Genomic DNA, 14,315 nt, shown 5'->3' with positions numbered 1-14,315 from the left:
TGGTGTCCATGACGATCTCCCATAAGGAAACAGCCCGATCAGCGTAAGCCGATCGGGCTGTTTCGGTCAGGCTGACCATCTCATTAAAGCCCGCCAAAGCGGGCTTCTTGTGCAGCGGAAACAGGAGGTAGCCCGCCGAAGCGGGCCGACCGGAATTACTGCGCTGCGGGCGCTTGCAGACCCTTGACGGCTGCAGCGAGGCGGCTCTTGTTGCGAGCTGCCTTGTTCTTGTGAACGATGTTCTTGTCGGCGATGATGTCGATGGTCTTCGACGATGCCTTGAAGATTTCGGCGGCCTTAGCGTGATCGCCTGCGTCGATTGCCTTGCGGACAGCCTTGATAGCCGTGCGGAACTTCGAGCGCAGTGCCGAGTTGTGCGAGTTTGCCTTCGCGGCCTGGCGGGCGCGCTTGCGTGCTTGTGCGGAGTTAGCCATGACGGTTCCTTATCCTGTTCCTGTTTCCAGTACCCGGCCTTCAATGATGAGGCGAGGTGCTGCTTCTCGATCCGAACCCTTGGAAGCGATTGCCCAAGGGCGCAAAAGTGTCGAAAAAATCGATCGAACTACGCGAAGGCGGGCCCGTGTTTCAAGGCATCCGGATGTATTGACAGACGGCGCTGCGCCAACCTGAGAACCGCGTCCGAAGACCATTCGAAAACTGAGCAAGCTTCGAAACCGACGATTATAGCAACAAAATCAGGCACGTGACAACGGAAAACACGCGCCGGCGCCACGATGACCGAAGCGGCGTCATGTCGGCGCGTATGTGCTGGCCCTCCTGCGAGGGCACCGATGGAAGGCGGGGGCGCTGCCGGGAAGACCGCAGAAAACAGAAAAAATCGCGCTTTCCGGCCGATCGCGGCGAACGTCCGCGTGGCAAATCGGTCCGAATCGCGTTCTGGCTCGTCGCCCGCATTGGCGGGACCCGTATAATAAGCGCCCCATGAATCTATTACGAGCCCTGCTGACGGTCAGCGGCTTCACGCTGCTGTCGCGCGTGACCGGACTGGCCCGTGAAACGTTGATCGCCCGTGCGTTCGGCGCCAGTCAATACACCGACGCTTTCTACGTCGCCTTTCGCATTCCGAACCTGCTGCGTCGCATTTCCGCCGAAGGCGCGTTCTCGCAGGCCTTCGTGCCGATCCTCGCGGAGTTCAAGAACCAGCAAGGCCACGACGCCACCAAGGCGCTCGTCGACGCGACCTCGACCGTGCTCGCGTGGGCGCTCGCCGTGCTGTCAGTGATCGGCGTGGTCGGCGCGTCGGGCGTCGTGTTCGTCGTCGCGTCGGGCCTCGCGCACGAGGGCCACGCGTACCAGCTTGCGGTCGCGATGACGCGCATCATGTTCCCATACATCATTTTCATCTCGCTGACGTCGCTGGCGTCGGGCGTGCTGAATACGTACAAGAACTTTTCGTTGCCCGCGTTCGCGCCCGTGCTGTTGAACGTCGCGTTCATCGTCTCCGCCGTATTCCTCGCGCCGCGCCTGCAAACGCCGGTCTATGCGCTTGCCTGGGCAGTGATCGTCGGCGGCGTGCTGCAATTCGTCGTGCAGCTGCCGGGCCTCAAGAAGATCGACATGGTGCCGCTCATCGGCCTGAACCCGCTGCGCGCGCTCGCGCATCGCGGCGTAAAGCGGGTGCTCGCGAAGATGGTGCCGGCGATGTTCGCGGTGTCGGTCGCGCAGATCAGCCTGATCATCAACACCAACATCGCGTCGCACATCGGCCCCGGCGCGGTGTCGTGGATCAACTACGCCGACCGGCTGATGGAGTTTCCGACCGCGCTGCTCGGCGTCGCGCTGGGCACGATCCTGCTGCCGAGCCTGTCGAAGGCGCACGTCGATGCCGACTCGCATGAGTATTCGTCGCTGCTCGACTGGGGACTGCGCGTCACGTTCCTGCTCGCCGCGCCGAGCGCGATCGCGCTGTTCTTTTTCGCCCAGCCGCTGACAGCGGTGCTGTTCAACTACGGCAAGTTCGACGGCAATGCGGTCGTGATGGTGAGCCGAGCGCTCGCCGCCTACGGAGTCGGCCTGATCGGCCTGATCCTGATCAAGATCCTCGCGCCGGGCTTTTACGCGAAGCAGGACATCAAGACGCCAGTGAAGATCGGCATCGGCGTGCTGGTCGTCACGCAGTTGAGCAACTACGTGTTCGTGCCGGTGTTCGCGCATGCGGGTCTCACGCTGAGCGTCGGGCTCGGCGCTTGCGTCAACGCGTTGCTGCTATTCATTGGTCTGCGCAAACGTGGCATTTATATGCCGTCGAGCGGCTGGCTCAAGTTTTTCGTGCAGTTGCTCGGGGCGTGCCTCGTGCTCGCCGGCGTGATGCGCTGGCTCGCGATCAGCTTCGACTGGATCGGCATGCATAGCCAGCCGGTCAGCCGCATGGTGTTGCTCGGTGCGTGTCTCGTGCTGTTCGCCGCGCTGTATTTCGGTATGCTTTGGCTGATGGGCTTCAAGTACGCGTATTTCAGAAGGCGAGTGAAGTGATCACCATGTCGCGGGTTCTCGATTATTTCAGTACGCTCGTCGCCGAAGACGAGAGCCTGCCGCTGACCGAGACGGCGCTCTCGATCGCGCAGGATGCCTATCCCGACCTCGATCTGCAGTCGGTGCTCGCCGAGATCGACGAGCTGGTGCTGCGGCTGCGGCGCCGCATGCCCGACGATGCCGACATCCGTCAGAAGGTTGGCATTCTCAACCGTTTCTTTTTCCGCGAACTCGGTTTCGCGAGCAACCTGAACGATTACTACGACCCCGACAACAGCCATCTGAACGTCGTACTCAAACGTCGCCGCGGCATTCCGATTTCGCTCGCGGTGCTCTATCTGGAGATGGCCGAGCAATTCGGCGTTCCGGTGCGTGGGGTGTCGTTTCCAGGCCACTTCCTGCTGCGCGTGACGATGCCCGACGGCGACGTGATGCTCGATCCGACCACCGGTCATTCGCTGTCCGAAGCGCAGATGGTCGAGATGCTCGAGCCGTACGTCGCGTCGGCTGGCGATTCGGTCGGGCGCGCGCTACGCATGCTGCTGCAACCGGCCACGCATCGCGAGATCGTCGCGCGGATGTTGCGCAACCTGAAGGCGATCTATCTGCAGACCGAGCGTTGGCAACGTCTGCTCGCAGTGCAGCAACGGCTCGTCATTCTGCTGCCGGACAATATCGAGGAAGTGCGGGATCGCGGTTTCGCGTATGCGCGGCTCGATTATCTACGGCCCGCGCTCGAGGACCTCGAAAGCTATCTCGGCGATCGCCCCGATGCGGAAGATGCCACCGTGGTCGAGTCGCAGTTGCATGAATTGCGGCAGCGCACGCGGCATGATGGCGGCGAATAGCGACGCGCGTTTTCACGCTGCATAAAACACAAACGCCTGCACATGTCGCACATGCACAGGCGTTTTTCTATCGCCGTATGCAGGCCTTGGCCAAGCATCGGCGACCCGATCGATCGCTAAGCGATCCTCACTTCGGCTGCATGCGGATCGCGCCGTCCAGCCGGATCACCTCGCCGTTCAGCATCGGATTGTCGAAGATCTGCTTGGCGAGCATCGCGTATTCGGCCGGTTTGCCGAGGCGCGGCGGGAACGGCACCATCGCACCGAGCGCGTCCTGCACTTCCTGCGGCATGCCGAGCAGCATCGGCGTTTCGAAGAGGCCGGGGGCGATCGTCATCACGCGGATCGCGTTGCGCGACAGGTCTCGCGCGATCGGCAGCGTCATACCGACCACGCCAGCCTTCGACGCGGAGTAGGCCGCCTGGCCGATCTGGCCGTCGAACGCGGCGACCGATGCGGTGTTGATGATCACGCCGCGCTCGCCGTCGGCGTTCGGCTCGTTCTTCGACATTTGCACCGCGGCGAGCCGGATCATGTTGAACGTGCCGATCAGATTGATCGAGATCGCGCGCGTGAACAGATCGAGCGAATGGGGGCCATCCTTGCCGACGGTCTTCGCGGCCGGCGCGACGCCCGCGCAGTTGACGAGACCGCGCAGCGTACCGAGCTTCGTCGCGGCTTCGACGGCCTGTTGCGCGTCCTCTTCCCGGCTCACGTCGCATTTGACGAAAGCGCCGCCGAGTTCCTTTGCGAGCGCCTCGCCCGCGTCCAGATTCAGGTCGGCGAGGACGACTTTGCCGCCGTTCTCGACGAGCAGGCGCGCGGTGGCAGCGCCGAGCCCTGATGCGCCGCCGGTGATCAGGAACACGTTGTCACGAATTTCCATGTCTTCTCCTTTGCTACGGTTGTTCAGTGCGGTCTCGAGCGAAGCATTTTTCGACGACGATCGATTGTAGCGGCTGTGCTGCGCTGCGGAAAGCGAAGCGGGCGGCGGCATGCAAGCGCTATGGAAACCTAACTGGTTCCGCTGGGCGTTCCCCACCGCTTGCCGCTTTTGGTTTGCGCACCGAGCCAGATAAAAAAACCCGCCCAACGTGGGCGGGTTTTGGTCAAACGAAAACAGCGGTAATGTTTGGACCAAGCCGGCTTACTTCAGCGCGTCGAACGCGCGGGCGCGAATTTCATCGACGCTGCCGAGGCCCGAAATGCGGCGATATTGGGGCGCCTTCACCGAGCTCGACGTATCGCCGTTCTTCGCCCAGCTGTTGTAGTACTCGATCAGCGGCTTGGTTTGCGATTCGTACACTTCCAGACGCTTCTTGACCGTTTCTTCCTTGTCGTCGTCGCGCTGGATCAGCGGCTCGCCGGTCACGTCGTCGATGCCCTCGACCTTCGGCGGATTGAACGTCACGTGATAGGTGCGGCCCGACGCGGGGTGCGAGCGACGGCCGCTCATGCGCACGATGATCTCGTCGAACGGCACGTCGATTTCGAGCACGTAGTCGATCGCGACACCGGCCTGCTTCATTGCTTCGGCTTGCGGAATCGTGCGCGGGAAGCCGTCGAACAGATAGCCGTTCGCGCAGTCCGGCTGCTGCAGACGTTCCTTCACGAGGTTGATGATCAGCTCATCCGTGACGAGCTCGCCGGCGTCCATGAAGCGCTTTGCTTCGAGGCCGAGCGGCGTGCCGGCCTTGACGGCCGCGCGCAGCATGTCGCCGGTCGAAATTTGCGGGATGCCGAACTTTTCCTTGATGAAGTTGGCCTGAGTGCCTTTGCCGGCACCCGGTGCACCCAACAGGATCAAACGCATGGATATCTCCAGATCTATGTGAATTCTTTGTTGACGCGGCATGCTTCCCGGCGATTCTCGCAGGTTCCGCATCGGCTACCGTTGGCTACCTCGCGCTGCACGTCGAATACGACGGCGCTGCAAGATCCGCACGGCGCGGCCGGGATAACCCGAGTGTCGCCTGCGCTGGGAGGCGCGCATAACCGTTCGATTATGCCACGGCTTCCCGCGCTCAAGACCCGAATAAGGCCCGTACGCGCGCGAGATCGGCGGGGGTATCGACCCCCGCCAACGGTACGTCTTGCGTGACGAGGACCGCGATGCGCTCGCCATGCCACATCGCGCGCAGTTGTTCGAGCGCTTCGACCTGCTCGATCGGCGAGATCGCGAGGCTCGGGTACGTGCGCAGAAATTTCGCGCGATACGCGTACAGGCCGATGTGCCGGTATACGACGGCGGGCGCGGCCGGCGTCGGCATCGACGCGACGTTGGGCCAGTGCGGTTGCCATGCGTCGCGCGCCCACGGGATCGGCGCGCGCGAGAAATACAGCGCGACGCCGCGCGCATCGGGCACGACCTTGACGACATTCGGATTGAAAATTTCGGCGGGATCGGTGATCGGATGCGCGGCCGTCGCGATCGCGCAGTCGCTCGTCGTTGCCAGATGCGCGGCGACGCCGCGCACGAGCGCCGGGTCGATCAGCGGCTCGTCGCCCTGCACGTTGACGACGATCGTGTCGTCGCTCCAGCCGAAACGCGTCGCCACTTCCGCGAGACGGTCGGTGCCCGACGGATGGTCGGCGCGCGTGAGTACCGCGTCGAAGCCGTGGTCTCGCGCCGCGTCGAGCACTTCCTGCGCGTCCGACGCGACCAGCACCTGTTGCGCGCCCGATTCGCGCGCGCGCTCCGCGACGCGCACGACCATGGGTTTGCCGCCGATGTCCGCGAGCGGCTTGTTGGGCAGACGCGTCGACGCGAGGCGGGCCGGCACGACGGCGATAAACGGATGAGGGGTGGTGTGGATCATCGGATCAGGAACGGACGGCGATCAGGCCGGAGGAAGAGGCTGCGCGCGCGACGCTCACGCAGGGTCGGACATGAGCCGGAGCGGCGAAAACGGCTGCGGATCGATATTGGAGCGCATGCGGGGAGGGGGCGGCGGCATCGATGAGGCCTGCCTTGACCCGCGCGCGAGCGAGACGTCGCGGCGCCTCGGTGCCGCGACCCGGCGGGTCAGGCGACCGAGCCTGGATTCAGATCGACCGGCGTGCCTTCGACGGTCTGCCGCGCTTCATCGACGAGCATCACGGGAATGCCGTCGCGGATCGGATAGGCGAGCTTGTCCGCGTTGCAGATCAGTTCCTGCGCGGCGCGGTCGTAGCTGAGCGGGCCCTTGCAGATCGGGCAGACGAGGATTTCAAGCAGGCGAGCGTCCACGGACTTTCTCCACAACTAATGCAGTGAGGCGGTGATCAAGCGCGGCTTCGACCGGGACTACCCAGATGCGCGCGTCGTGCCAGGCCCCCAATTTTACCGCATCCTTTTCCGTAATCAGGATCGCGTCGGCGTCGGCGTCGGTGAACGGATTGCGCTCGAACGCGTAGTGGTCGGGCAGCGCGCGCGTCGTGGGCGCGAGGCCGGCCGCGCGCACTGTCGCGAAAAAGCGTTCCGGCGCGCCGATGCCGGCCGCGGCCAGCACGCGTTGACCGGCGAATTGCGCAAGCGGGCGGCGCAGTGCGGGATTGTCGAGATGCCACGCGTCGGCAGGGGCGAGCTGCAGTGCGAACGTGTTCGGCCACGCGGGCAGCGTGCGCGCGTACGGATCGTTGATCAGCGTCGCGTCGCGGCGGCGCGACAGCGGCTCGCGCAGCGGTCCGGCCGGTAGCAGGAAACCGTTGCCGCCGAGCCGGTGATCGAACACGACGAGTTCGACATCGCGCGCGAGGCGATAGTGCTGCAAGCCGTCGTCGCTGACGATCACGTCGACGTCGCGATGCGCGGCGCACAGCGCCTGCGCGGCGGCGACGCGGTCCGGACAGACCCACACGGGTGCGCCGGTGCGGCGCGCGATCAGCAACGGCTCGTCTCCGCCGACCCGTGCCGACGAACCGGGCGTGACCTGGGTCGGGGTGCTCACGCGCGCGCCGTAGCCGCGCGACACGATGCCGGGCGTTAAGCCCGCAGCGCGCAACGCTTCGACGAGCGCGATGACGGTCGGCGTCTTGCCAGTGCCCCCGACCGTCACGTTGCCGACCACCACCACCGGCACGCCGACGCGCACCGATTTGAGCCAGCTAAGCGAAAACGCGGCGCGGCGCGCGGCCGCGACTGCGCCGAACACGCAGGCGAGCGGCGTCAGCGCCCAGGCGAGCGGTCCACGTTGCTGCCATTCGCGCGAGAGGCGCGCTCCGAGACGGTCGCTGAGTTCGCTCATGGGCGGGTTGCGAGCACGGACTGCGCGCCGTGCGCACTACGCGGGGTCAACATCAACGCGGTTCTCCGGGCAATCGAATGCGAATACGGGTCGAAAAATGAGGTGCGAGCGGCGCGGCGAAAGGGCCCGCGCCCAGTGGCCTCGGGCCGGGCAAGCTCTCCGCCGCGCTGCGCGATCGACATACCGTCGAACCCGGCACTGTAGCGCGCGGGCGTCCCGCCCGGCAAGTCGCGTAAGGTCCAACGCACGCCGCTCCACGCTATGTGCGGTTGCTCACAGTCTGTGGATAACTTTGTGGAGAACCTGCCGTCCGATCGTCCCGAAGGGCCGTTCCGTGCGCTTTGGATCGTAGTACTCGCTCGCTATCGAGATGCAAACGCCATATAAATCAAGGCTCTGCCAGGAATTTATTGACGTTGGCGGGCGTTCTGGCGGAATTCGTCAGGCGGTTCCCGCCATGTGGACACTTTTAACAATCCTGCGATTCCGGCTGGACGCCGCTCTTCGCTCGGTCTATCGTCTGTCCGGCCAGCGCTATTTATTCCTTGCATGAACCCCGAAAATCCTTTTGCTTCTGCGGCCACACCTGGCGGTGAGGTCGTCGTTCCCGTCTCCGCGCTCAATCGCGCGATCGGCACGATGCTTGAACGCTCGTTTCCACTCGTTTGGGTCGCGGGTGAAGTGTCGAACTTCACGCGCGCCGCGAGCGGCCATTGGTACTTCTCGATCAAGGACGCACAGGCGCAGATGCGCTGCGTGATGTTCCGCGGTCGAGCTCAGTACGCCGAATTCATGCCGCGCGAAGGCGATCGCATCGAAGTGCGCGCCCTCGTCACGATGTACGAGCCGCGCGGCGAACTGCAGCTAAATGTCGAAGCGGTGCGCCGCACCGGCCAGGGGCGTCTGTACGAAGCGTTTCTGCGGTTGAAGGCGCAACTCGAGGCCGAGGGGCTGTTCGCCGCCGAGCGCAAGCGCGCGCTGCCGACGCATCCGCGCGCGATCGGTATCGTCACGTCGTTGCAGGCGGCCGCATTGCGCGATGTGCTGACGACGCTGTCGCGTCGCGCGCCGCATATTCCGGTGATCGTTTATCCGGCGCCGGTGCAGGGCGCGGGCGTCAGCGCGAAGCTCGCGGCGATGGTCGAGGCGGCTGGCGCGCGCCGCGAGGTCGACGTGCTGATCGTGTGTCGCGGCGGCGGCTCGATCGAAGATCTGTGGGCGTTCAACGAAGAAGTGCTCGCGCGCGCGATTGCGGAAAGCGTCATACCCGTGGTGAGCGGCGTCGGTCACGAGACCGATTTCACGATTGCCGATTTCGCCGCCGACGTACGTGCACCGACGCCGACCGGTGCCGCCGAACTCGTCAGTCCACAGCGCGTCATGCTGCTGCGCGAACTCGATCATCGGCACGCGACGCTCGCGCGCGCGTTCGGCCGCATGATGGAGCGGCGCGCGCAGCAGCTCGACTGGCTGGCGCGCCGGCTCGTGTCGCCCGCCGAGCGGCTCGCTCGGCAGCGCACGCATCTGCAGCAGTTGCGCGTTCGGCTCGCGTCGGCGGGCGCGCGGCCGGTGCGCGACGCTCGTGCGCGATTTTCGCTGCTGCAGATGCGCTGGCAACGCTGGCGTCCGGATCTCGCGGCCGAGCGCACGCGCGTCAACGTGTTGGCGCAGCGTCTGAATGCGGCGCTATCGCGCCGGCATGAACGACAGGTCGCGCGCATCGACATGCTCAGCGCGCGACTCGAAGTGCTGAGTCCACAGCGCACGCTCGAGCGCGGTTATGCGGCCGTGCTCGATGCGCAAAGCGGTCGGGCGATTCGCACGCCGTCGTCGCTGAAACCTGGACGTCGTCTGACGATGCATCTCGCCGAAGGCTCGGCCGATGTCGCGCTCGCCGACGTGCAGGCGCGTCTGACCGACGGTTTCTGACGTTTCGCCGGTGGGCGCGTGACGCCTGTTTACTGTCTTCCGACGAGCCGGGCACGCGCCATGCGCGCCCTTCTCAAGGGCCTTGCGCACGGCGTGTTCGACATGCCGGACATAAAGGCCGTTGGTTTGCGGGGTTATTCCAACTCGCCTACAATCGAGTGCTCGATAGCGTCATCCGCAGACTCCCCACAACAGATACAGAGAAGGAAAGCACCATGGAACATACGCTCCCGCCGCTGCCATTTGCGAAAAACGCGCTCGCTCCGCACATGTCGGAAGAGACGCTCGAGTTTCACTATGGCAAGCATCACCAGACCTATGTGACCAACCTGAACAATCTGATCAAGGGCACCGAGTTCGAGAACCTGTCGCTGGAAGAGATCGTCAAGAAGTCGTCGGGCGGTATCTTCAACAATTCGGCTCAGGTGTGGAATCACACGTTCTTCTGGAACAGCCTGTCGCCGCAAGGTGGCGGCGCACCGACCGGCGCGCTGGCTGACGCCATCAACGCGAAGTGGGGTTCGTTCGACAAGTTCAAGGAAGAGTTTGCGAAGACCGCGGTCGGCACGTTCGGCTCGGGCTGGGCATGGCTCGTGAAGAAGGCTGATGGTTCGCTCGACCTCGTGTCGACGAGCAACGCCGCCACGCCGCTCACCACCGAGGCGAAGGCTCTGCTGACGATCGACGTGTGGGAGCACGCTTACTACATCGACTATCGCAATGCGCGTCCGAAGTTCGTCGAGGCGTACTGGAACATCGTCAACTGGGACTTCGCAGCGAAAAACTTCGCTTGAGATTGCCTGTTCCGTGACAATAAAGTTTGGAAAACGGGCAAGGTGCCGCGCAATAGACTTTGGAAACTGTAGGTGATATGTAAGCCCTCCGTTGGAGGGCTTTTTTGTGACCGTCTTTCGTCGGGCAGAGTTCGGCCAGCTTCTGCCGCTCGCCCGCACCATATAGCGCACACTCGAACGGCTGGTCCGCTCCGAAACCCGCCCGATGCTCAACGCGAGCATCTCGGCCTTCCCCGTGGCCTCCTGCGGCGGTTCGCCTTGGCGTATGAAAGCGACGCGGAACTGCGGATAAGTGAATCCTTTCGGCCACAGGGCCGCGATGGCAACAGGAGTGATGCCGGACACTCATTCTTCGGTGCATCTCGGCGTTTTGAGTAGACAATCTTGTGATTGACCGCCGTAAAGACGGTGATGCCACCACCCAGCATCCACATCACCGCTAACGTCAGCGAGAAAAATGACAGCAGCTCGAGGACAGTCATGCTAGCGCTCCCTTGACCCTTGACCAACCGAATCAAACGGAAGTGAACGGGCGACACGGGGCCAACTGAGGGGCGCTCGCTAGCGACGCTATGCAGTTTCTTCGGTGCCTCCTCCCGATATCATCAGCCTGATAAGCGACGACTCTCCGGTTGCAGGAGGATCTTCCTGATGACGTAATGAACCGGCACGCCGCTCGGCGGAAGGCACATGATGACTTGTCCGCAACGCGCACCCAACAGTGCGATGCCCGTCGGCGAGAGAACGGACAGTCGCCCACGCTGATAGTCGGCCTCGCGCGGGTAAACCAGCGTCCATTCATGCGTATCAGTGCCGTCGGTGGTCGTACATTCGACCGTTGTATTCATCGTGACGACGTCCGGTGGTATCTCGGCGGAATCGACAAACAAGGCTGTCGCTTCCATGGCGTCCAGGAGGGCGCGCTGCGTCGGTGACACCCTCGGCAGGTGCGCACATTCCCGGAGTCGTTCCATGTCGGATTCGGACACGACCGGCTGGCCTTCCATGCGGCCGGTTATGGCCGTGATCGAAATGTTTTTGGCAGACAACATGTGTGCCTCCGGCTGGAAAACAGGTTACAGATATCCGCGCAATCGCGGTCATTCCATACGTCGAGCCACGAACCGTCCAGGAAAATGAGCCGATCGATGGTTCCCAAATGTTGTATATCGAGCAACGCGCTCCGGTTGACGAACGCACCGGGTCGATCGTCAGGAAAGACGACCTGCATCAGGGGAGCGAAGCGCCGGGTTATCTCGGTGAAGCTCGCCTCACTAGACGGTTCCGTCACGTCAAGCCAGTAGACAAGCGCCGCCGTTGGACTTCCTGCCTTCCGAGCAATAAAACGGAGTGTTTTTTCGCCTGACGATTCATTCATGATCACCTGCCCGGTTAGTACGCTCCTCTTTCAAAAGCAGTTCGGCGCTGCTTGCCGGGCTTGCCGATGCGACGCGCTGTGGGGCGACTTTCGTAAGCCGGTGGTCGACCCATATCCGTCCCCATCGGATCGCGTACTGCAAGGCCTGCGCTGGGTCGTAGAAATAATCCAGCGCATGGAAGCAGCGCTGTGTCGGGCAGCCCGGCCCTTCGATCACAAGATGGGCCGCGTGCAACGCACTCTCCACGGGTTCTGCTCGCGCCGTCAAACGGTAGCCCTGATGTTCAGCCTGATAGCTCACAGAGCCGATGCGCCTGCTTTGCGAAACGTTCCACTGCGAGGCCAAATTCTGGCCACTGATTGTGACGGAGCGTTCCTGCCTGACCGTTGGCGTCTCATTCAGACGTTTTGTTTGCGTTCTCATGGCTTCTCGATCCTTCGAAGACGATCCGATTCCGCCGCTGTTCGGTCGCGCGGCTAAAGACCTGCGAACAGGCAGCGCAACGGATCTCGAGTTTGTTCGGCACGCGGGCGGACGCCCATCACGCAAGTCGTGATGGAGTACCGTCGGTGGTCAACAGAAAGATGGTGAGCCCGGCTCTCGCTTTACTGACTTTTGGTTTATGCGGAGAGCCGGGCAGAAGGAAGTGCTGACTTATCCGCGCGGCTAGCGCGGTTCCGTGTGGGCTTCAAGGCCTCGGATTTTCGATGCCCGCCAGTACGCGCCCCAGCTAATGCAGGAATGCCGAAAAAGGCGAGGCGAGAACTCGGGATGAAAAGCATGACTATGACCTCGAGTCAGTGACCAGGGGGTAATCAAGAATGCAGCAGGCCTCCCTATTAGAGCGTACCTGTTAGCATTTTGCAAGGTTCGTTGGCGTCATCGTCGTGCGGCATTGAGATGCAAAGACAAATCGGCAAGCACGGCCTGCAGATCGTGCCGATCTTGTCGGTATAACTTCGAGGCATTCGCCGCGCACGTAAACAGCAGCGCTATAGCGTGGTCGATCGCTCCACTATCATGACAGACGGCGCATTCGCGGGCGATTCGACAGGACAAACGTGATGTTGACCATCGCTTTCGGGCCACGATTCGGATGCTACGAACCGAGTCGCTGCTCGATCCGCTCTAGGCGCGGTCTTAACGCACGTAAAGTCCCTTTCTTGCCGCGCCCCAATACCGGCTGCCGTAAATCGCAATACGGTCACAGGCAACGCGCGCCCCTTGAAACGCCGGGTAAGACGGCGGAGCCGTCTGTGAGAGTGTGAGTTTGCTGATGCAGGAAGCGCGTCCAGCTGGATGTCACAACCGTTAGCTTTTCCAGATTGCTGACGCAGAACCCGGCTCGCCCTAATGTCGGCAACGGGCGAACTGGTGTCCTCGGAACTCCGACGTAGACGACCGGACCACTCTGTTAGCTGCCCGTGGATGCGCGACCGCGTCACCGGCAGCAGTGGGTCGAGGGCGTGTGAATACGCAAAAGTACTCGGTTTTCGGGTGTCGTTTTACCCTTACCGAGTCACCGTCAAGTCAATACAGCGCAATCTGGCGGCCCGACTTTCTCGAGCGTCGCGTTCAATCTGCGTTTTCACACGCCCTGGGTCGACTTGAGCCGGTCGCCGTCGCCGGCATCGTCCGTTCGACAGCCCGGCCTGACTGGGTCCAGGTTACACGGTCGCAGGGACATGGCTAGAAAGATTCTCTTCTTCTCTCAATGGCTGTATTTCGGCCACCAAGTCGCCTTATGCAAATCAAGCCGCTGCAATGGATCTGACAGCGCGAGTTGAGGATTTTATTTCCAGTCCGAACGAAATAAAAACGTCAAGTCGCCTCAGTCCGAATTAAAGGTGTCACTTCGCATCGCGCGGCTTGAAATATGTCGCAATGCATTGATTTGTCAAGAAATTCCATTGCAATAAGGCCGCTTGTTAAAAAGCTGAAGGAAGTCTTCCCAGAAAATTGCATGGGCTCGTAACCGATGCACCTGGGAAAGTACAACACATTGAAGATCGCCTATTCAGACTGCGTAGTTGGCGCTGCACCGTCCGACACCTCATTTCCCTTCGCGCGCATGCATTCCAGGTACGCGAGATAGTATCTTTGCTGCACATTCAGTTGTGCCCGTGACACGTTGGCATCGCTCTGAGCGCGAGTGTCCACGCCGCGCGCCAGCTGCTCTCTCGCATACTGTTTGCACTGCGCATCGTCCCGCAGAAAGACGGTGAATGGCTTGTCGCGCCCCGGCTTCACAGCTACCGCCGGCCCAATTGGCTGCGACACGCATCCGGTGACAACCCCGGAAATCGTTACGGCAATCTGGACTCGGCAGAGAATACTCACGGCGTCCGTCCTTATCCGAAGCTCAAAAAGCATCTGTAGCCCAGTACACGCAATAGTGATAGCAGGACCATCAACATTGCAAGTCCCCTGGCTGCCATATCCGGGGCCCTGCCAGCCGATATTGACCCATCACCGCGTGCGGGCTCTTTCCGGCCATCAAGGGACACTCGTTTGACTTGTGGTGGCGACATTCGACCGGCCGTTGCACTGGGGCGGATTCAACCGGTGGATGCAATAGTTTGCTGGAATCGTTCGGCGGGCGTCTCGTAGTCCAGTGTCTTTCTTGGACGCTCGTTCAGTCGTCTT

The 14,315-nt window shown here is 62.4% G+C and carries 12 protein-coding genes; 4 read left to right on the top strand and 8 right to left on the bottom strand.

Translation table 11 applies throughout. The features are described 5' to 3' along the window. Positions 1-155: 155 nt before the first annotated feature. Positions 156-434 (bottom strand): 30S ribosomal protein S20, encoded by a 279-nt coding sequence (rpsT, locus tag HDG32_RS35565; RefSeq protein WP_027198671.1) that lies wholly within the window; start codon positions 432-434, stop codon positions 156-158. A gap of 508 nt (positions 435-942) precedes the next feature. On the opposite strand from rpsT, the gene murJ reads away from it, so the two are divergent. Then, positions 943-2,493, top strand: a complete 1,551-nt coding sequence (gene murJ, locus HDG32_RS35560) for a murein biosynthesis integral membrane protein MurJ (protein WP_184074468.1) — start codon at positions 943-945, stop codon at positions 2,491-2,493. A 5-nt stretch (positions 2,494-2,498) separates the two neighbouring features. Beyond that, a complete protein-coding gene (locus HDG32_RS35555) occupies positions 2,499-3,341 on the top strand; it encodes a SirB1 family protein (protein ID WP_184023308.1) in 843 nt (280 codons plus the stop codon). A gap of 127 nt (positions 3,342-3,468) precedes the next feature. Here the strand turns inward: HDG32_RS35555 and HDG32_RS35550 are convergent, their stop codons facing one another. The 5 genes from HDG32_RS35550 to lpxK all read right to left on the bottom strand — a co-directional run bounded on the left by HDG32_RS35550 (position 3,469) and on the right by lpxK (position 7,567). Then, positions 3,469-4,227 (bottom strand): 3-hydroxyacyl-CoA dehydrogenase, encoded by a 759-nt coding sequence (locus HDG32_RS35550; RefSeq protein ID WP_184074466.1) that lies wholly within the window; start codon positions 4,225-4,227, stop codon positions 3,469-3,471. A 261-nt stretch (positions 4,228-4,488) separates the two neighbouring features. Then, positions 4,489-5,154 carry an adenylate kinase gene (gene adk, locus HDG32_RS35545; RefSeq protein WP_013090349.1) on the bottom strand — a complete coding sequence of 222 codons (666 nt, stop codon included), beginning with the start codon at positions 5,152-5,154 and terminating at the stop codon, positions 4,489-4,491. A gap of 211 nt (positions 5,155-5,365) precedes the next feature. Next, positions 5,366-6,160 carry a 3-deoxy-manno-octulosonate cytidylyltransferase gene (gene kdsB / locus HDG32_RS35540; RefSeq protein ID WP_184023071.1) on the bottom strand — a complete coding sequence of 265 codons (795 nt, stop codon included), beginning with the start codon at positions 6,158-6,160 and terminating at the stop codon, positions 5,366-5,368. Between the two features lie 206 nt (positions 6,161-6,366). Then, the gene (locus HDG32_RS35535; RefSeq protein ID WP_007180583.1) at positions 6,367-6,570 is read right to left on the bottom strand and encodes a Trm112 family protein; all 204 of its coding nucleotides are present in this window, start codon (positions 6,568-6,570) and stop codon (positions 6,367-6,369) included. Then, a complete protein-coding gene (gene lpxK, locus HDG32_RS35530; RefSeq protein ID WP_184074464.1) occupies positions 6,551-7,567 on the bottom strand; it encodes a tetraacyldisaccharide 4'-kinase in 1,017 nt (338 codons plus the stop codon). The genes HDG32_RS35535 and lpxK overlap by 20 nt, the downstream gene beginning before the upstream one ends. 549 nt (positions 7,568-8,116) lie before the next feature. Between lpxK and xseA the strand changes: the two genes are divergently transcribed. Both xseA and sodB read left to right on the top strand, forming a co-directional pair. Then, positions 8,117-9,496, top strand: a complete 1,380-nt coding sequence (gene xseA / locus HDG32_RS35525) for an exodeoxyribonuclease VII large subunit (protein WP_090801614.1) — start codon at positions 8,117-8,119, stop codon at positions 9,494-9,496. Between the two features lie 215 nt (positions 9,497-9,711). Further along, complete coding sequence (gene sodB, locus HDG32_RS35520; RefSeq protein ID WP_184074462.1) at positions 9,712-10,290, top strand: superoxide dismutase [Fe]; 579 nt, start codon at positions 9,712-9,714, stop codon at positions 10,288-10,290. 605 nt (positions 10,291-10,895) lie between these two features. On the opposite strand, the gene HDG32_RS35515 is transcribed toward sodB, so the two are convergent. Further along, a complete protein-coding gene (locus HDG32_RS35515) occupies positions 10,896-11,342 on the bottom strand; it encodes a GreA/GreB family elongation factor (protein ID WP_260336724.1) in 447 nt (148 codons plus the stop codon). Positions 11,343-11,660: 318 nt separating this feature from the next. Beyond that, positions 11,661-12,092, bottom strand: coding sequence for a hypothetical protein (locus HDG32_RS36940; RefSeq protein WP_260336723.1), 432 nt, complete (start codon positions 12,090-12,092; stop codon positions 11,661-11,663). Positions 12,093-14,315: the final 2,223 nt, after the last annotated feature.

Source organism: Paraburkholderia sp. CI2 (assembly GCF_014201055.1).
In the GTDB taxonomy this organism is placed as follows: domain Bacteria; phylum Pseudomonadota; class Gammaproteobacteria; order Burkholderiales; family Burkholderiaceae; genus Paraburkholderia; species Paraburkholderia tuberum.
The sequence above is the reverse complement of the archived record's forward strand: the minus strand, read 5'-3'. Positions and strand labels throughout refer to the sequence as shown.